This is a genomic window from Mucilaginibacter sp. (assembly GCF_041088075.1).
Lineage (GTDB): Bacteria > Bacteroidota > Bacteroidia > Sphingobacteriales > Sphingobacteriaceae > Mucilaginibacter_A.
Genome location: NZ_JBGCVY010000046.1, coordinates 19,589 through 39,750 on the forward strand (window position 1 = coordinate 19,589; position 20,162 = coordinate 39,750).

A 20,162-nucleotide genomic window follows, 5' to 3' on the forward strand; every position below is an offset into this window, starting at 1 on the left:
CAGCTTCCATGAACCATAAACTATCAACCATAAACCAAAACCTATGAACCAAAACGGCAAACTCATCATATTTTCTGCGCCTTCCGGAGCTGGTAAAACCACCATTGTGCATCATTTGCTGAGCAAATTTGATAGTTTGGAGTTTTCCATTTCGGCCACTACGCGCAAACCGCGCGGCGACGAACAGCACGGAAAAGATTATTATTTCATCTCGCAAACCGAGTTTTTGCACCGTATTGCACAGAAAGAATTTGTAGAGTTTGAAGAGGTTTACTCGGGCACATTTTACGGCACTTTGCGTAAAGAAATAGAACGGATTTGGAACCAGGGCAAACACGTTATTTTTGATATTGATGTAGTTGGCGGTCTGCATTTGAAGCGGAAATACGACGGAAAAGCGCTGGCTATTTTTGTGCAACCACCGTCATTAGAGGTTTTGATTGAACGTTTAAGCGGACGCGGGACCGACAGCGAAGAAAAGCTACTGGAGCGTTATGCCAAAGCCGAAAAAGAATTGAATTTCGCACCGCAGTTTGATGTGATCCTGAAAAACTACGATCTGGAAACGGCCTGCCAGGAAGCTAAGGATTTAGTTTCTGATTTTATTGGCCGATAACAATTTTTACTCGATAAAAGAAGCATGAAGATTGGTTTGTTTTTTGGCTCTTTTAACCCCATCCATACCGGCCATTTAATTATTGCCAGCTACATGGCCAACCACACGGATTTGGAAAAAGTCTGGCTGGTGGTTTCGCCGCACAACCCGCTCAAAAAAGCAAGCGATCTGATCAATACTTATGATCGTTTGGAAATGGCAAAATTAGCAACTGAAAACTCCGATAAAATAGAAGTGAGCGATATTGAACTGAAACTGCCGCGGCCGTCTTACACTATTGATACGCTCATTCATCTACAGGAAAAATTCCCGCAACATCAATTTACATTGATTATGGGTTCTGATAATTTGAACTCACTGCAAAAGTGGAAGAACTACGAAATTTTGCTGCGCGATTATCAAATCTATGTTTATCCGAGGCCCGGTTTTGAGGATACTGTTTTTAGCAACCATTTTTCGGTAACGATAACAGATACGCCGCTGATTGAAATTTCTTCCACTTTCATCCGAAAATCCATCGCCCAAAAAAAGAATGTGCAGTATTTTTTGCCGGACAACGTGCTGGAATTTATTGACAGTAAAAACTTGTACCGTTAATTTCGTTATCTTTATAAAAAGAAAAACTTATGGTGATTGCAAAAGAAAAAATACTTCATTTAATCAACCGTATGCCAGAGGAAATTGATGTTGACGAGGTAGTTGACCAAATAAAACTGACGGCTAAAATTGAACAGGCATTGGAAGAATCCAACAAAGGCTTAGGACAGAACTGGGAAGAATTTAAGAAAGAATGGCTAAGCGAAGAGGACTTGTAAATATTGAAATTCTTCCTACCGCTAAAGCTGATTTGAACGATATTTACCAATATATCGCCAAAGAATCTGTGAAATACGCTAAAATTGAAAAACGGTTGATTATTGAAGCGATAGATCAACTTTATACTTTTCCCAATTCTGGCGCGCCTTTTAATTATAAAAATATTGAGGCTCGGAGATTAATATTTAGAAATTACATTATTATTTATCGCTATAAAACTAAGGATTTGCTTGAAGTACTCACCATCCATCACCAAGCCCGACTTTTATCCAACAATCCGGCTTTAAACGACGAGGAATAAGAAAAAAAGTTCATAGATTATGGTTCATTGGTTATGGTAGCTACCATAACCAATGAACCATCAACTAAAACCCATTTCACTATCTTTGCTTTGTGAGCGAGAAAACCATTTTAAAACTGCAATTGCCAACTGATCCGCAATGGGTTACCAATGTGGTGCAAAGCAACATTGAAGAAATTTTGACCGACCATGCTTTTTGCGAGCAAAAGGCTGCCAGCAACGCCATTACGTTGATCGTACAAAACCCGAATTTATCAGAATTGGTGCAGGAAATGGCGCAATTGGTGCAGGAAGAAATGGATCATTTTAAACGTGTGCACGACATTATTTTGCAACGCGGTTTTGTTTTAGGACGCGAACGGAAAGACAATTACGTAAACGAACTGGCCAAATTTATCATCAAAGGCGGCGGACGGGAAGCACAGTTAATTGACCGTTTGTTGTTTTCGGCTATGATTGAAGCGCGCAGTTGCGAACGTTTTAAAGTGATGTCTGAACATATCCATGATGCCGAACTTTCTGCTTTTTACCATGAATTAATGGTGAGCGAAGCCGGGCATTATTCGATGTTTATCCGTTTGGCCAAAAAATATGCTTCGACAATTGATGTGGAAAGCCGATGGAAAACATTTTTGGAATACGAGGCGCAGGTGGTGCAGAATTATGGTAAAAGCGAAACGATCCATGGTTAAAAAGTTGCGTTGTCATCCTGAACTTGATTCAGGATCCCTCTTCCACGGTTGCAACCTTTCTGATGGGATGCCGAAAAAATTTCGGCATGACAAAAAGCGGCCATACTTCTTTTACGCATGTTTTTTTGGTGCCTTAATACACCCGGCAACTTGTTCCAAATATTGGTCAATCAAATCCACATGGATCGTATCGTTTAAATAACCAATGTACATGTCCGGCCGAACGATAACAGCTTTATGCTGGTCTTCCTTCAATTCAAAACAATCAAAAACAGCTTTATTTTTAGCAGAAAAAGGCAGGTAAAAAAAGTTTAATTGCTGCGGATAATGCTGCGTGATCCATCGCGCCAGGTTAAACAGATCATTTTCCTTTAGCTTACCCAAAGCGATAAAAGTAAAACCTGGTTTGCTGCACCAGGCGTGCAAATCGGTTTGCTGCTTTTTCTTTTCGTCAAAAATCTGGATGAATGGCAAACGGTCACCTGCTTTTACATTTTCAGCTTTACTGAAATTTAAGTTGATTTTGCTTTGGCGGTAATTAATCCCGGTTTGCGAAATCGTTTCAAAACCAAACTCCCGGAACTTTTCCTGCTTCCAAAAAAAGCGGATCAGATTTGGTAAGATGTTATTTCTAAAAAACCGGTTTAAAGTATTTTGAGCATTGATGAGGTTGAAAAAACGATCCGTGGTTTGCAGTAATCGTCGTGCAACCGGCATCCGTTCTTCGGCATAACTTTCTAAAATTGCTGGCTGCAGGTTTTGGTTGATTACGCCGGCCAGTTTCCAGGCCAAATTGTACGCATCCTGCAAACCGGTATTCATGCCTTGTCCGCCAACAGGCGAATGGATGTGCGCTGCATCGCCAATTAAAAAGCTTCTTTTATCGCTAAATTTTGCAGCCATGCGATGATGCAGCTTGTAAATCGAAAAAGCGTGGCATTTTTCTATCGCCACATTTTCGGGTAATGATCGAGTTAAATCTGATTTTATTTCTTCAAACTTAACCTCTTCCCGATCTGCAAATTGCTTGGGCAAAGTAGCCACCACACGGAAACGGTTAACGCCTTTCATCGGGAAAAAGCCGGTAAAAGCAGTATCGCCCAATCTTAAAGTAATTTGCTTTTCCTCAAAACACTGGTTCAGTTCGATGTCGGCTAAGTAAAACTTGTTGGCATAAGCATCTCCTTTAAATTCAATTTGTAGCTTTTTCCGAATGAAACTATGCGCACCGTCTGCACCAATCAACCAATCGCAAGTGATCATGCTTCTTTTATCATCACTTTTTAGGTGCGCCGTAATTTTATTTTCCTCCGTAGAAAAATCCGACAAACCCGTGTTCCAATAAACCGGACAACAATTTTGGGTAAGAAAATCCAGCAATATGCGTTCGTTTTTACTTTGTTCGAGCAGATGCACAAACGGAAAAGGCGTGGTATTTTGTCCGAGGTTTTGGAGCGAAAGTTTGACCAATTCTCCGTGATCGTTTTGGATGGAAACCGTTTCTGCCTGAATGCCTTCCTGCAAAGCACGATCAGCCAAACCCATTTGCCGGTAAATTTCCATAGAACGCGCTTGCACGGCCAAGGCCCGGGATTGATCTGTCAGCCCTTTTTTTATATCAATTATGATCGGTTGAACACCGTAACGCAGCAGTTGCGCAGCCATCATCAAACCGGAAGGCCCGGCACCGACAATTAAAACAGGATAATGGCCTTGGGCAGGGATCATTTTTCAGAAACGAAGAAACCCGAAAATAGTTGGTTGCTTTTTCCACCAATGCTTCTTTTATCGGCATAAAATCTATAGCCGCTGCAACAAAAAAATCGTTGGTTTTTTATGCAGATCCAACGTTTGCTTGCGCCATTCGGCAATATCTTTGGTAGCAATCATTTCATCGGTAGCCGTTAAATTACAGGCGATGCACAACAACGTTTTTGGATGCGCACTTTTCAATACTTCTTCCAGCAACTGGTTGTTGCGGTAAGGTGTTTCGATAAAAATCTGTGTTTGCTGGTAACGTTCGGAAAAGCCTTCCAACTCCTTGATTTTCCGGGAACGTTCGGCTTTGTCAATCGGCAAATAACCGTGAAAAGTAAAGCGTTGTCCATCAAAACCCGAAGCCATCAAAGCCAGCAAAATAGAACTTGGGCCAACTAACGGCACTACTTTTATGTTTCGCCGGTGCGCTTCGGCAACAATATCCGCTCCCGGATCGGCAACGCCTGGGCAACCGGCTTCGCTCATCAAACCCACATCTTTTCCGGCTTCCAACCCGCCAAAAAAATACGACAAACTGCCGCCGCGCTGGTGTTTGCCGTAATCGTGCAGCGTTAAATCGGCTTGGGGCGTTTTCAAACCGGCTTCTTTTAAAAATTTGCGCGCGGTTTTTTCGTTTTCAACAATATATTCGTTGATATGGTTAATCTTTTCCTTCAAAAAAGGCGTAAAAGATTTTAAACCGGCCTCATCGGCCAGCGGTACAGGAATTAAAAACAGGTTTCCTTTTTGCATCGCTACAAAAGTGTGATTTTTTATCTAAATTTAATTTTAAAAGGAGCAATAAATGAAGGCGTTAGGCATCAACTGGTTTATTGAAGGCTCGATTGATTTTGAGCACAAAAAGTACGTTTTGCTGGCTTATTTGCAGCACATCAACAAGCATTTCCGCAGCAGTCAGTTGTACCCGGATTTAGGCGATCTAATATTTCATTACAATAACCTGCTGCATTTTAAAAACAACAAGGTTTTGATGCAGCAAAACTTTCCGCAGCGATTGACCAAAGCTGATTTTGACGCCTTAAAACTGACATATGAAAAGATGGTGAAAGACGATTACGTGATGCAGGAAATCGAGCAGATCATCACTTACTCGTTAGAAAAAATGAACCCGGCCTTGCAGCAAGGCAAAGAAATTTACGATTTCGTGGAGACGCGTTTGCTGATTGATTCGGTTGGCGTGATTCCGTTAGTTCCCGATTTTGGTTATTTGTTTATCCGCAACGGCGATGAAAAAGGTTTGCACGTTTACGAATACAGCATTAGTGTTTTTGAAGGGAAAGACGATAAATTCCGCGGCATCAACACTTCGTATATTGCCAATTACAGTTTGAGTTTTGTCCACACGCCCGAATCTATCAAGATTGATTTGATCAACAGCAGGAAGCAATTGCCCAACCCGGCCGTTTACCAGGTGGCCTGCGATATTAATTTCCCGCTGGAACAAACTTTGCTGCCCGTTGCTAAAAGGAGTTTGGTGAAGTATATTAGTAAGGCGGCTTGAGTAGGGTTGCCGGTTGTAAGTTGCGGGTTGCCGGTTTTGGGCTGAGTTGTGATACTTCTTTTATCGGTATAAAATTGGTGGCGTTTTGTCATGCCGGAATTTTTTCGGCATCCCATCAAAAAGGTTAAACCTTGGAAGAGGGATCCTGAAACAAGTTCAGGATGACAAAACGAACTGGCAACAGGCAACTCACACCCGGAAACTACTTCAACCTCGACAGTGCCGCTTCAATCCTTGGCAGCATTTGTTCGATTTCCTCAACGGTACTTGCACCAAGCGAGGCACGAAACCAATTGGTTTTATCATCAGTACCAAAAGCGGAAAACGGGACAAAAGCTACCTGTGCTTCTTTTATTAGGTAAAAATTGATGTCGGTTGAGGTTTCTAAAAGTTTGCCTTCGGGTGTGGTTTTTCCGGCATAATCTACTTTCAACGTTAAGTAAATGGCGCCCATCGGTTCAATGGCATCCACCGCAAAGCCTTTTTCTTTTAGTCGAATAAAACCCTGGTACAAGGTATCTAAACTTTTCTGAATTTTTTGTTTGAAAGCCGTTAAGTAAGTGGCAACGGCTTCATCTTCCTGCAAAAATTGCGACATGGCAACCTGCTCCGGCTTTGGCGACCACGCGCCCATGTGCCCAATAATGGCTTTCATATAATTGATGATTGGAGCCGGACCAAATCCCCAGCCCACGCGAACACCGGTTGCTGCAAAACATTTGGAACTGCCATCCACAAAAAGCACGTAATCGCGCAATTCAGGACGTAAAGAAACCGGGTTAAAATGTTCGTGCGCACCAAAAGTTATCTGCGAATAAATTTGATCGTACAAAATATACAGCGGCTTTTCGCTTTTGCTGCGGCTTTGGTTTTCTTCGATCACCAAATCGCAAATCGCTTCCAAATCTTCCTTTAAAAACATCGTTCCGGTCGGATTTAAGGGAGAACAAAGCGAAAGCAGCGCCGCGCCTTTTAGATGCGGACGTAAATCTGCCGCGGTTGGCATAAAGTTGTTTTCGGGTTGTGTTGGCACGATCACGGCTTCAGCGCGCAACAAATCGCAATAATGGTTATTGTTCCAGGACGGCGACGGGAAAACCACTTTTTCGCCTTCGTTTACCAACGCCAAATAAATGGCATAAATCAGCGGACGCGAACCGCCGGAAATGATGATTTCTTGTGTTGAATATTCCAACTCAAAACTTGCTTTTAAAAATGACGAAACACTTTCGCGCAGTTCTAAAACGCCGTCGGCCGGCGGATAATTAGTTTGATGCGCTTCGTAAGCCTTGATAATTAATTGTTGTAATTTCTCCGGGATCGGAAAAATAGAAGAATCAAAATCGCCGATGGTAAGGTTGGCAATCTGCTCGCCTTTCTTTTTCAGTTCGTTGATTTCGCCGGCAATTTTAATAATCTCAGAACCGTGAAGGTTGTGCGCAAGGTTGGAAGCGTGCATGTTCGTGTTGTTTTAGCGGCGGCAAAGATAGGAGTTTGAATTTTAGGTGGTAAAAGAAGTATTGCTGTTTAAAACATCTAATTTACTACAAAAGCTCTGATATATTTTATCTTACAAATAGTTGGGTTTTTGCCAACTATTTGTATCTTTACAAAAAACATTCTCAAAATGAAAAAGATCAAAAAATTTAAAACAAGCATTTCACTTCATGAGAATTATTTATTTAAAACGAGTACAAGATTTCTCTCGTAAACACGCTGATTCAGGTAAAAGCTTAGCCGTTTGGAGAACGATAACAGAAAAAGCTATTTGGAAACAAAGTATAGATATTCTACAAAGTTTCCCTACAGCTAAAATCATTAAAGGTGATCGGGCAAGGTTTAAGATAGTTGGAAATAAATATCGCTTAATTGTCGAGGTAGATTATCTCGATGAAACAGTAGAAATAAGATTTATAGGAACTCATGACGAATATGATGAGATTGATGCTGAAACGATCTAATCATATTTGCGTCCTATGTTAAGGAGATAAAATAAGATGAATACTAAGCCACAATGGTTTTTAATAGAATCTGAGCAGGATTACAAAATAGCAACTGCCAGATATGAAGAAATTAAACGTGCTCCTAAAGGTTCTGATGACCACAAAGAAAAACTTTTGTTAGTGCACCTTATTTCTGAATATGAAAAAGAACAATGGGATTTACCAGAAGTAGATCCTGTAGAAATGATTAAAATCAGGATGGAAGATTTTGGCTATAAATCTGCCGACTTGGCAAAAGAATACGGAGATAAAGGAACTGTAAGTAAAGTTTTGAATTATAAACAAGCACTTTCAATTACGATGATTCGTAAATTTAGCGAGTTGTTGCATATCCCGGCTGAAGCATTGATAAAAGAATATAAATTAATAAAACCCGGACAGCGTGCAGCTTAACTAACTGGTTACCAATTTTATGCCGATAAAAGAAGCATTGCTGTTTAATCAATTTCATTTTCTGTTGTTGATTGCTTAGATTTGGTAAGCGTTATCAAACCAAATTGGGCAAATTATTAATTTTATCCAGGTACATCTTTTTAATTTATGCTACTGATATTTACGAGTCCCGGAAACATATCCATGTGGCTTATAATTACAAAGGGCCGATCAGATCGTGTAAGTTTTGGTTAGAACCGGATATCAAATTAGATGAAAATAAAAAAGGTGGTTTTACAACGAAAGAGTTGTTAGAAATTAAGAACTTGATTGTTGAACATCAGAACCTGTTACTTAAACAATTAGCGTTATTTTACAACCACCAACAAATAAAAATAATTAAAAAATGAATCTTACAGAACAGGCACTTGGCATAACAAACGTTAGTTTTAAGGATGAGAACACAATAATTCTTGAACTTTCCAATAAACGTTTCATTTCAATTCCTTTGGACGACTTTCCGGAGATTACTGTACTTTCAAATGAAGAAAAAGAAGATTTCCAAATTATTGATGACGAATATTTATCATTTGTGGAAATGGATGAAATTTATTCTTTAAAAGAGCTGATCGGTTTACAAATCCGGCTTAAACAATCTCCCGCAACTTCAGAAACGCATACTTCTTTTATCGCCTAAAAACTGTTTGCTTTTGGTTTTAAATTTTATTTAAATGGATGCCCATACCAGTTTTTAGGTGATAAAAGAAGTATTGTATTTTTTCTAATCTGAATCTAAACAGGCTCTTATGTCTTTACAGAGATAAAATATAGGTTTTGATATATGAAAGATGATATTTCTCCTGTCAACCGATACAAACAACTATTAAACGAAATACTGCCGGCATCATTTACAAAACCCGTCCGATATAATCATTGCTTTAATAGGATAGTTTTGGATTGGCTTTTTCAAGATGTTTGGTATCACCATCTTAATCGTTCAAAAACAGCTATCAGCCAGTTAGATACAATTCAGTTACAACAGATGGTTGAGCGGATGGAACAATGGCTGTTAGATCCGGATTTGCTTTTTGAAGATAATCAGAGGTCTTTAACTTTGCGAAAAGATAAAAGTACAATGCAAAAGTATTAACATAAGGTTTTTAAACTTCAATTTGTTTAACGGTTCCAAATCTTGTTTCACAGCTCGAAAGCTTAATATCTCCTATGCTTCTTTTATCGCCCTAAAACAAGCGGTTGATTTTACTTCCATATCAATGTAACAATTAAGTGCCAAAATTATAGGCATAAAAGAAGCACTGCAATTTTTATGAACTAAATTTAAATAAGTTTGAATACTTCTTTTATCACCTAAAAATTCTCTTCCAACGCTTTGTAATAAAACATTTTCCAGTATCTTTGCAGTCCCGAAAATTACGGGGAAAAGTAAAAGTTTAATTAATTTAATACAAAGCAAGTGAATACGTTAAGTTACAAAACTGTCTCTGCCAATAAAAAAACCGTCAGCAAAGAGTGGGTTGTTGTTGATGCGCAAGGCGAGATTTTGGGGCGCTTGTCTTCTAAGATCGCGATGATCATCAGGGGAAAACACAAGCCAGGATTCACCCCAAACGTAGACTGCGGTGATAACGTTATTGTTATCAATGCAGACAAGGTAAAACTGACCGGAAACAAATTCAGCGAAAAAGAATATGTTTCTTACACCGGTTACCCGGGCGGCCAGAAATTCATTTCTCCTAAGGAGTTAATGGCAAAACATCCAACACGCGTGGTAGAAAAAGCCGTGCGCGGGATGTTACCTAAAACACGTTTGGGCAAAGCCTTATTTGGCAACCTGCATGTTTATGCAGGCGCCGAGCATCCGCACGAAGCACAAACCCCTAAAGCCATTACACTTTAATTTTTAAAGGAGAAAAAAATGTCAGTTACCAACACATCCGGCAGAAGAAAAACTGCAGTTGCCCGCATTTATTTGCAGGAAGGCAACGGTGCCATTACCGTTAATGGCAAAGATTACAAGGAGTATTTCCCAACATTACCGTTGCAGTACATTGTTACCCAATCGTTAGAAGTTTCTGGTTCGGCCGGAAAGTTTGACGTGAAAGTTAACGTAGCAGGCGGTGGCGTAAACGGACAGGCCGGTGCCGTACGTTTGGCCATTGCCAAAGCAATTGTTGAATTAGATGGCGAAAAGAAAGCTGCTTTAAGCGCAAAAGGTTTGATGACGCGCGACCCTCGTATGGTGGAGCGTAAAAAACCGGGCCGTAAAAAAGCACGCCGTAAATTCCAATTCAGTAAACGTTAATTTTTTAGGAGGAAACAAACCATGGCAAGAACAACATATCAGGAATTACTGGATTCAGGTGTACACTTTGGTCACCTTACCCGCAAATGGGACCCGAAAATGGCGCAATATATTTTTATGGAGCGCAACGGTATCCACATTATTGATTTAAATAAAACATTAAGCAAGGTTGATGAAGCTGCGGCTGCCATCAAACAAATCGTAAAATCAGGCCGTAAAGTATTATTCGTTGCTACCAAAAAGCAAGGAAAAGATTTAGTAGCCGATTTTGCAAAATCTGTAAACATGCCTTTCGTTACCGAGCGTTGGCTGGGCGGTATGTTAACCAACTTTGCAACCGTACGTAAGTCAATCAAAAAGATGTCTAACATTGATAAGATGACGAAAGACGGCACGTACAGCATCCTTTCAAAAAAAGAAAGGTTGATGATTCAGCGTGAGCGTATCAAATTAGAATCACTTTTGGGTGGTATTGCTGATTTGAACCGTTTGCCGGCTGCTTTATTTTTGGTGGATGTAAAGAAAGAGCATATTGCTGTTTCTGAGGCTTTAAAACTAAGCATCCCAACGTTTGCGATGGTAGATACCAACTCTGATCCTTCAAACATTGATTTTCCGATCCCGGCAAACGATGATGCAACTAAATCTATTGCTTTAATCTGCGGCATCATGACCAAAGCGATTGAAGAAGGTTTGGAAGAGCGCAAACGCGATAAAGAAGACGAAGCTGAAAAAGAAGCTGCTGCCGCAAAAGCAAAAGCCGATCAGCCTCAGCCAGATGCTGCAGTTGCTGAAGGAACTCGTCGTAGAAGAAATGCTGCCGAAACCGAAGCACCTGCAACTGCTGTGGATACAACCGCAACAGAAGGACACGGGGCTGCTTAATTTATCCTTGAAAAGGAAATGATCAAATAAACAATGGTGGATTGTAAATTATAAGTCGGCTAACAAGTACTTTTAATTTGCAATCCATTATTAATATTAACCAATTTGTTGCGCTTAGCCTGGCAACAGGAAACCGGCAACAGACAACTATAAAGAAAATGTCAACAGTACAAATTTCTGCGTCAGATGTAAACAAATTACGCCAGCAAACCGGTGCCGGTATGATGGATTGTAAAAAAGCACTGACTGAAACCAATGGTGATTTTGAAGCAGCGATCGATTTTTTAAGAAAAAAAGGTGCTAAAGTTGCTGCAAGCCGTCAGGACCGCGAATCAAACGAAGGTGTGATTATCGCACGTACCAATAACGATAACACACGTGGCGTTTTGATCGAAGTAAATTGCGAAACCGATTTCGTGGCCAAAAATGCTGCTTTTATCGCTTTTGCAAATGATATTGCCAACCGTGCAGTAGATGAAAGGCCAACCAGCATTGACGAATTAACTGCTTTAGGCGTTGACGTGGACAACGACCGTTTAACCATCGCCGATGCCATTTTAGACCAAACCGGTAAAATTGGCGAGCGCATCAGCATTTCAAAATACGAAGTTTTGGAAGGTGCGCGCGTGGTACCTTATATCCACGGAAATTACCGTCTGGGCGTTTTGGTTGCTTTAAACCATGTTGCCGAAGGTGTTGATGAAGCCGGAAAAGACGTGGCCATGCAAATTGCAGCCATGAACCCAGTTGCGATTGATAAAGGTGATGTGGATGCTTCAACGATTCAACGCGAGTTGGAAATTGCAAAAGAGCAAATTCGTGCCGAAGGAAAACCGGAAGAAATGGTAGAGAAAATCTCTCAAGGAAAACTAAACAAGTTTTACAAAGACTCCACTTTGTTAAACCAGGAGTTTGTAAAAGATTCTTCCAAAACTGTTTCGCAGTTTTTAAACACTGTGGATAAAGGGCTAACGGTAACTGCTTTTAAAAGAGTTGCTTTAGGCTCGTAAAATATTTCAAATCCCCGCCAGCCAGCGGGGATTTTTTTTGTGCTTTTTTTATCGGTTAAAAAATGATCTCCGCTTTTTATAACTTGAAACTGGTAACTAACGGAACAATTTCCGAAGGCAAAGTAGTTTTGGTTGAAAATGGTTTTGTTCTGGATGTGATCGGCCAAGACCAATTTTATGCCGATAAAAACAGTATTGATCTTCAAGGCGCTTACCTTGCCCCCGGTTTAATTGACTTGCAAATTTATGGCAGCGGCGGAAAGTTGTTCGGTGGAAACCCAAGCACGGCTGCTTTACACCAAATGGAAACCGATTTGCTGCAGCAAGGCACAACCGGTTTTTTCGCAACCATCGCCACCAACACAACCGCAATTGTGGAACAGGGAATTGCAGCCGCAAAAACATACCGTAAAAACAGCATCGGCAATTTTTTGGGTTTGCATTTGGAAGGGCCGTTCCTCAACCCAAAACGAAAAGGCGCGCACCCGGAAGAACTGATCCGAAAAGCATCGGTAACCGAATTAAAACATTGGTTTGAACTCGCCGAAGGTGAAATAAAAATGATGACGATTGCGCCGGAATTGCAGGACGACGACGTGTTGGATTTTCTCGCGCAGCAAAACATCATCCTTTCGGCTGGGCACAGCAATGCTTCTTTTAGCCAGGCAAACTGTTTTTTAAAATCTCCCGTAAAAGCAGTTACGCATTTATACAATGCCATGCCACAAATGCACCACCGCGAACCTGGGTTTATCCCCGCTATTTTTGAGCAAAAACCTTACACCAGTATTGTTCCTGATGGGATTCATGTTGATTTCCCGATGATCCGTTTGGCCAAAAGGGAACTGGGCGAAAAACTTTTCCTCATCACCGATGCCGTTACCGAAACGAATGAAGGCATTTATCAGCATCAATTCAACCAGAACCATTACGTGATGCCGGATGGAACGCTTTCCGGTTCGGCATTAACGATGTTAAAAGGCGTACAAAACTGTGTTAAATATGCCGATATTGCTTTGGCTGAAGCGGTAAATATGGCTTCGCTTTATCCGGCAAAACTGTTAAATGACGAAACAAAAGGCCAGGTTAAAAAAGGCTGCCGTGCGGATTTCATCATATTTAATGCTGATCTCGAACACGTGCATACTGTTTTTAACGGGCAAATTTTAGCAAATCCTCAACCTAAACCCTAATTGATTATTTATGAAATACAAAAGAATCCTTTTGAAACTAAGCGGCGAATCCTTGATGGGCGACCGCCAGTACGGCATTGATAACAAACGTGTTTTACAGTATGCAGAGGATATAAAAAGTGTGTTTCATTCGGGCATTGAAATAGCGGTTGTGGTGGGCGGAGGAAATATTTTCCGTGGATTAAGCGCCGAAAAATCGGGCATGGAACGCGCACAAGCTGATTATATGGGCATGTTGGCCACCGTGATCAATTGTATGGCGCTGCAAAGTGCGCTGGAAGGGATTGGGATTGAAACCCGTTTACAATCGGCCATCAAAATGGAACAGATTTGCGAACCTTACATCCGCCGCCGCGCGATGACGCATCTGGAAACTGGCCGCGTGGTTATTTTTGGTGCCGGAACCGGAAACCCTTATTTTACAACGGATACGGCTGCTTCTTTAAGAGCGATTGAAATTAAAGCAGATGTGGTTTTAAAAGGAACCCGTGTTGACGGTATTTATTCTGCCGATCCGGAAAAAGACCCAAATGCGGTTCGTTACGATGAAATTTCTTTTCAGGAAGTTTACGATAAAGGTTTAAACGTGATGGACATGACGGCAATTACGTTGTGCCAGGAAAACAAGCTGCCCATCATTGTTTTTGATATGAACAAAGCAGGCAACTTCCGAAAAATTGCCGAAGGCGAAGCGATCGGGACTTTGGTACACTAATTTTAGGGGTATAAAAACAGCATCGGCATTCCTATTTCGGAACAGGATTTTTATTTTTGCAAAAACTAAATTAAACAATGAGCGAACTCATTAAGAAACAGTTAAAAGATACCAAAACTCACATGGACAAAGCTATTGAGTTTTTAGATAGCGAACTAACGAAGGTTAGGGCCGGCAAAGCTTCGCCAGCGATGTTGGACGGCGTTTATGTGGATTATTACGGAACGGCTACGCCTTTAAGTCAGGTTGGTACGGTTAATTCTCCGGATGCACGTACTTTGGTAATCCAGCCTTGGGAAAAATCCATGTTAGGGCCGATTGAAAAAGCCATCATCGAATCTAACCTCAGCTTAAACCCGCAAAACGACGGACAAATTATCCGCATTAACGTTCCGCCTTTAACCGAAGAACGCCGCCGCGATTTGGTAAAACGGGTAAAAGCCGAAGCAGAAGGCGGCAAAATTACCATCCGCAACCTGCGCAAAGATGCCAACGAAAAGATCAAGAAATTGAAAACAGAAGGCGTATCCGAAGATGACATTAAAGTAGGCGAAGGCGAAGTGCAAAAACTGACCGACAGTTACATTATCAAAGTTGACCAGTTGGCCGAAGTGAAAGAAAAAGACATTATGACGGTTTAACAACTGTCATACAAATCCAATTTAAAAGAGGGAATAGATTAAGGCTTATTCCCTCTTTGTATTTTTATACAATCTATGAAGATCCTGATTGATTATTTAAAAAATTACCGAGGCTACGTTATCCTTGCCTTGTTGCTGGCTGCCATTAACCAGGGTTTTTCCCTGCTCGATCCATATATTACCGGCCGTATTGTTGACCGTTATATCAACAAAGCCGGTGCTTTAAACTACCACGATTATCTGTACGGCGTGTTAACATTGGTCGGGTTAGCGGTTGGTGCAGCCATGATTTCGCGGATTGCGAAAAATTTTCAGGATTATTATACCAACATCATCACCCAAAAAGTGGGCGCACGGATGTATGCCGATGGTTTGGAACATTCGCTGAAATTGCCTTACCAGGTTTTTGAAGACCAGCGCAGCGGCGAAACGCTGGGCATTTTGCAAAAAGTACGGATTGACATCGAAAAATTTATTACTTCTTTTATCAGTGTTTTATTTGTGAGTTTGATCGGGATGATCTTTATCATCGTTTATTCCTTAAATGTAAGTTATAAAGTAACGCTCATTTACTTTGCCGCTATCCCGGTCATCACTTTTGTCAGCATGTTTTTAAGCCGGAAAATAAAAACCATTCAAAAGAAAATTGTCAGCCAAACGACCACACTTGCGGGTTCAACTACAGAATCTTTACGAAACATCGAACTGATTAAAAGTTTGGGTTTGGCCGGACAGGAGATCAAACGTTTGAACAAAACCACGTACCAAATCCTCGACCTCGAACTAAAAAAAGTAAAATATGTGCGCAGCATGAGCTTTGCGCAAGGCACAACGGTAAACTTCGTCCGTAGTACCATGCTGATCGTTTTATTACTTCTGATTTTCCAAAAAACCATCTCTGCCGGTCAATATTTTACTTTTTTGTTCTATTCGTTTTTCCTATTCAACCCGCTTCAAGAATTGGGCAACGTGATCCTTTCCTGGCGCGAAGCGGAAGTTTCGTTAAACAATTTTAAGCAGATTTTGAGTACTGATATTGATGTGAAGCCGACCAATCCTGTCCATCTGCCAAAAATCAATACCTTAACTTTCGAACAGGTGAGTTTTCGGCATTTAACCGGCAACCGCAATGCCATTACCGATATTAATTTCAGTGTGGAAAAAGGAGAAACCATTGCTTTTGTTGGCCCTTCCGGCTCCGGGAAAACAACGCTGGTAAAGATGCTGGTTGGTTTGTACCAGCCTTTAAGCGGGAAAGTATTGTACAACAACATCAGCAGCTCCTCAATTGACTTAGATCAGCTTCGCGAAAAAATAGGCTTTGTAACACAGGACACGCAGCTTTTTTCGGGTACGATCCGCGAAAACCTGCTTTTCGTCCAGCCCAACGCAACCGACCAGGAATGTATGGATGTATTGCAAAAAGCAGCCTGTTACAATCTGTTGGCACGTGCAGAACATGGCTTGAATACGGTGATTGGCGAAGGCGGCGTAAAAGTTTCGGGCGGAGAAAAACAGCGTTTATCTATTGCCAGAGCGCTATTGCGGAAACCGGATTTACTGGTTTTTGATGAAGCCACTTCTTCGCTGGATTCGATCACGGAAGAAGAAATCTCAAAAACGATCCGCGATGTTTCGGATCAGCAAAACCATATTACGATTTTGATTGCACACCGTTTGTCTACTATTTTGCATGCCGACCGGATTTATGTGCTGGAAAAAGGCCGCATCATCGAATCCGGCAAACACACCGAACTGCTGGATTTAAAAGGATTGTACTACGCCATGTGGCGCCAGCAAATCGGCGAAAGAACGGAAGCGGAAGTTTAGGTTTTTTATCCTGCTGCTGTCATTTCGACCGCAGGGAGAAATCCTATTTCAGTATCGCTACCAATTTTTAGCCGATAAAAGAAGCATTGAATTTAGCAAGAAGATTTCTACCTGCGGTGCTAAATGACAAAACGCTTTCGGTCTTCCCAACTGCTGCTTTTATCACCGATTTTTAGCCGATAAAAGAAGCATTGAATTCTGTCATTTCGACCGAAGGGAGAAATCTTATTTCAATGTTGCTCACCAATTTTTAGCCGATAAAAGAAGCATTGCATAATAACCTTTGGAAGAAGATTTTTCTCTTTAGATCGAGATGACAAAGTGCTTTCAAACTTTCGGTCTTCTGGACTTTCGGTCTTCCCAACTTTCCGACTTCTCAACTCAAATCATTTCTCCTTCAAAGGAACAACCAGCACCGGGATTTCCGAATGGCGCGAAACATCCTCAGCAACGCTGCCGGAAAGCAAACGGTTAAAACCGCTGCGGCCGTGAGAGCCAACTACGATCAAATCCGCATTAAATTTGATGGCCGTATCAATCAGAATAGTTGCCGCGTCGCCGTTTTCCAAAAATTTTGTGATTTGAAATTCTTCGCCATACATCGCCACAAACCGGTGCATTACCGTTTTGGCCGATTCTTCTTGCGCATCCAGGATTTCCATTGGTGGAAACGTAGTGTTTAACATATTCATATCGCTGCCAACAAGGCCCGAATTTACCGGCGCAATCATGATCGGTTCTACCACTTCTACCAAACCAACTTCGGCGCCCAATGCTTTGGCCAAAGCAAACCCGTAAACGGCTGCTTTTTCTGATTGCCGGCTGTCATCAATCCCAATTAATATCTTTCTAAATTCCATGAGCTGTGCATTTGTGATACATAGATAAGATTTTTAGGCGAATTTTTAGTGTATAAAAGAAGCATTGAAAAAACAGTTTATCATTTATGTTTTCAGCTTATCGGCAGGATTGATTTTAACTGCTTTGATTGTTTGCAAACAAACCGTAAACACAACGATACAAACTGAAACCGCCAAAGCAATTACAAAAGGATTAATGGAAAGCGTAACGCGATAAGCAAAGGTTGCTAACCACTGGTTTGCAATTGCTATTGCAATAGGCCAGGCAATAACGTTAGCAATTAAAACCCGATAAAAAAACGGTTTACTTAATGTTACCATCAATTGTTCTGCCTTTGCGCCTACCACTTTTCTGATGGCAACTTCTTTTGTGCGTAGATGAATTGAGTATGCTGCCGAAGAAAAAAGGCCTAACGAAGCAATAAATATGGCCAATATGGAAAAGCAGGTCAGCACTGTTTGCAATTGCTCCTGCTTGATAAAAAGCTGGCCATACAACTCATCCAAAAAATGATAGTTGAAATTCTCGCCGTCAAGTTTGTCAATATCTTTCCATTGGTGGTTTAACGTTTTTAGGATGGTTGGTATGGCATTACTTTCGGCACTGATCATAATTTGTGTTTTAGGCATCCAAAAATGATAGTTAAGTAAATAGATTGTTGGCTTAATATTTTCTTCAAATCCATTAGCTTTTACATCTTTAATGATCCCCATTATTTTGTAGCTGCTGCCACGTCCGTTTATGGTTTTACCAACAGGATCATTTAATTCCATTGCTTTTGCTGCAGCCTCATTAATAACCGCATTTGCAGAATCTGCCGGAAAAGACGATGAGAAAACCCTTCCTTCTTTCAATCCAATATTTAAGGTTTCAAAATATTCGTAATCAACACCAATTGTATTTATTGCAAACGCTTTACTTTGAAAAGTATAGTCATAAGAAGCCGGAATGATACCGCCCGGAACATGAGAAGCAACGGTAACATTTTTCACGCCGGGTATAGCTTTGATCCGGTTTCTAACAGGTTCAAATTTCTTAGGATTGTTAAACAGTGCGAGGTTATCAATATATAAAACCTGTTTGGCCGTAAAACCAGGATTTTCGGTTTTCATGTAAGTAACCTGTTGGTTGATAACGATTAGAATTATGGTGAAGACAATAGCAAAAGTGAACTGAAACACGGTTATCGAATTTTGCAGCCAGGAAAATTTTCCTCCGTTAAAAAACTGATTTCCCCTTAAAACTTCGGCTGGTTTAAAACCGGCCATCACTAAAGCCGGGTAAATTCCTGCAATCAGCGTAATCGAAATTAATGCAAGGAACAATTGCACAATGATGTGGAAGTTGATGCCAGAAACCAATAGTTTAACTTGTAGCAATTGATTGAAATAAGGCAAAGCAATGATTACGATGCCAACAGCAACAATTAAAGCAATCAGGCATTGAATATATATTTCCAACAAAAACTGAAGCGTTATCTGCCTTTTGATGATACCGTTAACTTTCTTGATCCCAATTTCTTTTGATCGTTTGTAAGCCTGAGAAATATAAAGGTTTGTAAAATTAACGCCGGTTATAATTAATATGATCAAAGCCAGAACGATCAAGCCTTTTACAATTTGGTCGTTTACATGCGAGGCATAATGTGGTTTTAAATGTAGGTTTTCTAATGGGTCCAAATAAATAGCTGCTCCGGCTCGGCTTAATGCTTCTTTGGCAACTTGGCTGGTGTCTGCCAATGCTGCTTCTTTATAAATTTTGTCAATCTTTTTGGAAAGCAGGTTAATATCAGTGTGCGGCCTTACCAGCAAATACGTTTGATAAATTTGATTGGCATAACTTTGATCTTTCCCGGAAGTAATATCTCCGGCAAAACCAAGGCAATCAAATTGCAAAGTGGTATTGCCCGGCGCATCCTCGGCCACTCCTGCAACCGTCATTGGCATTCCTGATTTTGACATCATATTCACCGTCTTGTTTTGAACAGAAGTGCCGGCAGGAAAGAGTACGTTTGCTGTTGCTTTTGAAAGCAGCATGGTTGGCGTAGTGCTTTTCGGGTTTAAATTGAAGCCTTTTGGTTTGATGCCGAGTATTTTGGCAATGGAATAATCAGCGCCAACCCATTTTTTGATTAAAAACTTTCCTGAAGAAGTATAAAACGGAATCTGAAATAAAGCGGTGTTCGTCCTTCCTGTTTCTTCAACTTCCGGGCATTGGCTTTTAATTGTTGCCGCTAATTTGCTAGGCGTGTAAGGAGACGGGCCGGTTGGCATTTCCCTCTCCACCAAAAAAATACGATTTATATTTTTGTTCCACTGATCATAACTGGTTTCGTTATCAACGTAAAGAGTTACAAAAATGAAACCTGCCAGGCCAAGCGCCAGTCCGGCAATGTTTAAAAAGTTATACCATTTGCCTTTTAAAAAAGACCGGACCGCAATTTTGAAATCTATTGCATTCATCATATTATTTTTTAAACCACACAAATTATTATTTGGAACAGGAAAAATCTTTCAACCTATTTTGAATGCTTCTTTTATCACCCTAAATTTAGGGTGATAAAAGAAGCATTACCTTTTTTACAATCTGCTTTAAATTCTTTTAATTTTAGCTTTACTTGAAAC

At 40.7% G+C, this 20,162-nt stretch carries 24 protein-coding genes; 19 read left to right on the forward strand and 5 right to left on the reverse strand.

Annotation, left to right across the window (positions count from 1 at the left end; translation table 11 throughout):
• The first annotated feature begins 43 nt into the window (after positions 1-43).
• The 5 genes from gmk to V5804_RS11150 all read left to right on the forward strand — a co-directional run bounded on the left by gmk (position 44) and on the right by V5804_RS11150 (position 2,425).
• Positions 44-616 (forward strand): guanylate kinase, encoded by a 573-nt coding sequence (gmk, locus tag V5804_RS11130; protein ID WP_369591458.1) that lies wholly within the window; start codon positions 44-46, stop codon positions 614-616.
• Positions 617-640: 24 nt separating this feature from the next.
• Positions 641-1,213 carry a nicotinate (nicotinamide) nucleotide adenylyltransferase gene (gene nadD / locus V5804_RS11135; RefSeq protein ID WP_369591459.1) on the forward strand — a complete coding sequence of 191 codons (573 nt, stop codon included), beginning with the start codon at positions 641-643 and terminating at the stop codon, positions 1,211-1,213.
• A gap of 71 nt (positions 1,214-1,284) precedes the next feature.
• Positions 1,285-1,431: a hypothetical protein gene (locus V5804_RS11140; RefSeq protein WP_369591460.1), complete on the forward strand. Its 147-nt coding sequence runs from the start codon at positions 1,285-1,287 to the stop codon at positions 1,429-1,431.
• The gene (locus V5804_RS11145; RefSeq protein ID WP_369591461.1) at positions 1,407-1,733 is read left to right on the forward strand and encodes a type II toxin-antitoxin system RelE/ParE family toxin; all 327 of its coding nucleotides are present in this window, start codon (positions 1,407-1,409) and stop codon (positions 1,731-1,733) included. Before V5804_RS11140 ends, V5804_RS11145 begins: the two co-directional genes overlap by 25 nt.
• A gap of 92 nt (positions 1,734-1,825) precedes the next feature.
• The gene (locus tag V5804_RS11150; RefSeq protein WP_369591462.1) at positions 1,826-2,425 is read left to right on the forward strand and encodes a tRNA-(ms[2]io[6]A)-hydroxylase; all 600 of its coding nucleotides are present in this window, start codon (positions 1,826-1,828) and stop codon (positions 2,423-2,425) included.
• Between the two features lie 111 nt (positions 2,426-2,536).
• Here the strand turns inward: V5804_RS11150 and V5804_RS11155 are convergent, their stop codons facing one another.
• Together V5804_RS11155 and V5804_RS11160 are read right to left on the reverse strand one after the other, a co-directional pair.
• Positions 2,537-4,153, reverse strand: a complete 1,617-nt coding sequence (locus V5804_RS11155) for an FAD-dependent oxidoreductase (protein ID WP_369591463.1) — start codon at positions 4,151-4,153, stop codon at positions 2,537-2,539.
• Between the two features lie 72 nt (positions 4,154-4,225).
• Positions 4,226-4,936 (reverse strand): SAM-dependent methyltransferase, encoded by a 711-nt coding sequence (locus V5804_RS11160; protein ID WP_369591464.1) that lies wholly within the window; start codon positions 4,934-4,936, stop codon positions 4,226-4,228.
• Between the two features lie 52 nt (positions 4,937-4,988).
• Here V5804_RS11160 and V5804_RS11165 point away from each other — a divergent pair, with 52 nt between their 5' ends.
• Entirely contained in the window at positions 4,989-5,705 is a 717-nt protein-coding gene (locus tag V5804_RS11165; protein ID WP_369591465.1) for a hypothetical protein, read from the forward strand.
• Between the two features lie 202 nt (positions 5,706-5,907).
• Here the strand turns inward: V5804_RS11165 and V5804_RS11170 are convergent, their stop codons facing one another.
• Positions 5,908-7,164, reverse strand: a complete 1,257-nt coding sequence (locus V5804_RS11170) for a pyridoxal phosphate-dependent aminotransferase (RefSeq protein ID WP_369591466.1) — start codon at positions 7,162-7,164, stop codon at positions 5,908-5,910.
• 208 nt (positions 7,165-7,372) lie between these two features.
• Between V5804_RS11170 and V5804_RS11175 the strand changes: the two genes are divergently transcribed.
• The 13 genes from V5804_RS11175 to V5804_RS11235 all read left to right on the forward strand — a co-directional run bounded on the left by V5804_RS11175 (position 7,373) and on the right by V5804_RS11235 (position 16,677).
• Positions 7,373-7,666: a type II toxin-antitoxin system HigB family toxin gene (locus V5804_RS11175; RefSeq protein WP_369591467.1), complete on the forward strand. Its 294-nt coding sequence runs from the start codon at positions 7,373-7,375 to the stop codon at positions 7,664-7,666.
• 36 nt (positions 7,667-7,702) lie between these two features.
• The gene (locus V5804_RS11180) at positions 7,703-8,101 is read left to right on the forward strand and encodes a type II toxin-antitoxin system HigA family antitoxin (RefSeq protein ID WP_369591468.1); all 399 of its coding nucleotides are present in this window, start codon (positions 7,703-7,705) and stop codon (positions 8,099-8,101) included.
• A 104-nt stretch (positions 8,102-8,205) separates the two neighbouring features.
• Positions 8,206-8,490 carry a DUF4160 domain-containing protein gene (locus V5804_RS11185; RefSeq protein WP_369591469.1) on the forward strand — a complete coding sequence of 95 codons (285 nt, stop codon included), beginning with the start codon at positions 8,206-8,208 and terminating at the stop codon, positions 8,488-8,490.
• Positions 8,487-8,777, forward strand: a complete 291-nt coding sequence (locus V5804_RS11190; RefSeq protein ID WP_369591470.1) for a hypothetical protein — start codon at positions 8,487-8,489, stop codon at positions 8,775-8,777. The genes V5804_RS11185 and V5804_RS11190 overlap by 4 nt, the downstream gene beginning before the upstream one ends.
• Positions 8,778-8,921: 144 nt before the next feature.
• Positions 8,922-9,230 (forward strand): hypothetical protein, encoded by a 309-nt coding sequence (locus tag V5804_RS11195; RefSeq protein ID WP_369591471.1) that lies wholly within the window; start codon positions 8,922-8,924, stop codon positions 9,228-9,230.
• A 324-nt stretch (positions 9,231-9,554) separates the two neighbouring features.
• Positions 9,555-9,998, forward strand: a complete 444-nt coding sequence (rplM, locus tag V5804_RS11200) for a 50S ribosomal protein L13 (protein WP_369591472.1) — start codon at positions 9,555-9,557, stop codon at positions 9,996-9,998.
• An 18-nt stretch (positions 9,999-10,016) separates the two neighbouring features.
• Positions 10,017-10,403, forward strand: coding sequence for a 30S ribosomal protein S9 (gene rpsI / locus V5804_RS11205; protein ID WP_369591473.1), 387 nt, complete (start codon positions 10,017-10,019; stop codon positions 10,401-10,403).
• Positions 10,404-10,424: 21 nt separating this feature from the next.
• Positions 10,425-11,288 (forward strand): 30S ribosomal protein S2, encoded by an 864-nt coding sequence (gene rpsB / locus V5804_RS11210; protein ID WP_369591474.1) that lies wholly within the window; start codon positions 10,425-10,427, stop codon positions 11,286-11,288.
• A gap of 158 nt (positions 11,289-11,446) precedes the next feature.
• On the forward strand, positions 11,447-12,298 hold the full coding sequence (tsf, locus tag V5804_RS11215) for a translation elongation factor Ts (RefSeq protein WP_369591475.1): 852 nt from the start codon (positions 11,447-11,449) through the stop codon (positions 12,296-12,298).
• A 62-nt stretch (positions 12,299-12,360) separates the two neighbouring features.
• Positions 12,361-13,491 carry an N-acetylglucosamine-6-phosphate deacetylase gene (gene nagA / locus V5804_RS11220; protein WP_369591476.1) on the forward strand — a complete coding sequence of 377 codons (1,131 nt, stop codon included), beginning with the start codon at positions 12,361-12,363 and terminating at the stop codon, positions 13,489-13,491.
• Positions 13,492-13,501: 10 nt separating this feature from the next.
• Complete coding sequence (pyrH, locus tag V5804_RS11225) at positions 13,502-14,206, forward strand: UMP kinase (protein ID WP_369591477.1); 705 nt, start codon at positions 13,502-13,504, stop codon at positions 14,204-14,206.
• Positions 14,207-14,283: 77 nt separating this feature from the next.
• On the forward strand, positions 14,284-14,847 hold the full coding sequence (frr, locus tag V5804_RS11230; RefSeq protein ID WP_369591478.1) for a ribosome recycling factor: 564 nt from the start codon (positions 14,284-14,286) through the stop codon (positions 14,845-14,847).
• Between the two features lie 75 nt (positions 14,848-14,922).
• Positions 14,923-16,677: an ABC transporter ATP-binding protein gene (locus V5804_RS11235; protein WP_369591479.1), complete on the forward strand. Its 1,755-nt coding sequence runs from the start codon at positions 14,923-14,925 to the stop codon at positions 16,675-16,677.
• A gap of 386 nt (positions 16,678-17,063) precedes the next feature.
• Here the strand turns inward: V5804_RS11235 and V5804_RS11240 are convergent, their stop codons facing one another.
• Both V5804_RS11240 and V5804_RS11245 read right to left on the reverse strand, forming a co-directional pair.
• Entirely contained in the window at positions 17,064-17,537 is a 474-nt protein-coding gene (locus V5804_RS11240; RefSeq protein ID WP_369591480.1) for a universal stress protein, read from the reverse strand.
• A gap of 84 nt (positions 17,538-17,621) precedes the next feature.
• The gene (locus tag V5804_RS11245) at positions 17,622-20,003 is read right to left on the reverse strand and encodes an ABC transporter permease (protein WP_369591481.1); all 2,382 of its coding nucleotides are present in this window, start codon (positions 20,001-20,003) and stop codon (positions 17,622-17,624) included.
• Between the last annotated feature and the right edge of the window lie 159 nt (positions 20,004-20,162).

Coding starts and splice junctions, on each gene's coding strand:
- gmk (WP_369591458.1), top strand. CDS start 44: ATGAACCAAAACGGCAAACTCATCATATTTTCTGCGCCTTCCGGAGCT.
- nadD (WP_369591459.1), top strand. CDS start 641: ATGAAGATTGGTTTGTTTTTTGGCTCTTTTAACCCCATCCATACCGGC.
- V5804_RS11140 (WP_369591460.1), top strand. CDS start 1,285: ATGCCAGAGGAAATTGATGTTGACGAGGTAGTTGACCAAATAAAACTG.
- V5804_RS11145 (WP_369591461.1), top strand. CDS start 1,407: ATGGCTAAGCGAAGAGGACTTGTAAATATTGAAATTCTTCCTACCGCT.
- V5804_RS11155 (WP_369591463.1), bottom strand. CDS start 4,153: ATGATCCCTGCCCAAGGCCATTATCCTGTTTTAATTGTCGGTGCCGGG.
- V5804_RS11160 (WP_369591464.1), bottom strand. CDS start 4,936: ATGCAAAAAGGAAACCTGTTTTTAATTCCTGTACCGCTGGCCGATGAG.
- V5804_RS11165 (WP_369591465.1), top strand. CDS start 4,989: ATGAAGGCGTTAGGCATCAACTGGTTTATTGAAGGCTCGATTGATTTT.
- V5804_RS11170 (WP_369591466.1), bottom strand. CDS start 7,164: ATGCACGCTTCCAACCTTGCGCACAACCTTCACGGTTCTGAGATTATT.
- V5804_RS11175 (WP_369591467.1), top strand. CDS start 7,373: ATGAGAATTATTTATTTAAAACGAGTACAAGATTTCTCTCGTAAACAC.
- V5804_RS11180 (WP_369591468.1), top strand. CDS start 7,703: ATGAATACTAAGCCACAATGGTTTTTAATAGAATCTGAGCAGGATTAC.
- V5804_RS11190 (WP_369591470.1), top strand. CDS start 8,487: ATGAATCTTACAGAACAGGCACTTGGCATAACAAACGTTAGTTTTAAG.
- V5804_RS11195 (WP_369591471.1), top strand. CDS start 8,922: ATGAAAGATGATATTTCTCCTGTCAACCGATACAAACAACTATTAAAC.
- rpsI (WP_369591473.1), top strand. CDS start 10,017: ATGTCAGTTACCAACACATCCGGCAGAAGAAAAACTGCAGTTGCCCGC.
- rpsB (WP_369591474.1), top strand. CDS start 10,425: ATGGCAAGAACAACATATCAGGAATTACTGGATTCAGGTGTACACTTT.
- tsf (WP_369591475.1), top strand. CDS start 11,447: ATGTCAACAGTACAAATTTCTGCGTCAGATGTAAACAAATTACGCCAG.
- nagA (WP_369591476.1), top strand. CDS start 12,361: ATGATCTCCGCTTTTTATAACTTGAAACTGGTAACTAACGGAACAATT.
- pyrH (WP_369591477.1), top strand. CDS start 13,502: ATGAAATACAAAAGAATCCTTTTGAAACTAAGCGGCGAATCCTTGATG.
- frr (WP_369591478.1), top strand. CDS start 14,284: ATGAGCGAACTCATTAAGAAACAGTTAAAAGATACCAAAACTCACATG.
- V5804_RS11235 (WP_369591479.1), top strand. CDS start 14,923: ATGAAGATCCTGATTGATTATTTAAAAAATTACCGAGGCTACGTTATC.
- V5804_RS11240 (WP_369591480.1), bottom strand. CDS start 17,537: ATGGAATTTAGAAAGATATTAATTGGGATTGATGACAGCCGGCAATCA.
- V5804_RS11245 (WP_369591481.1), bottom strand. CDS start 20,003: ATGATGAATGCAATAGATTTCAAAATTGCGGTCCGGTCTTTTTTAAAA.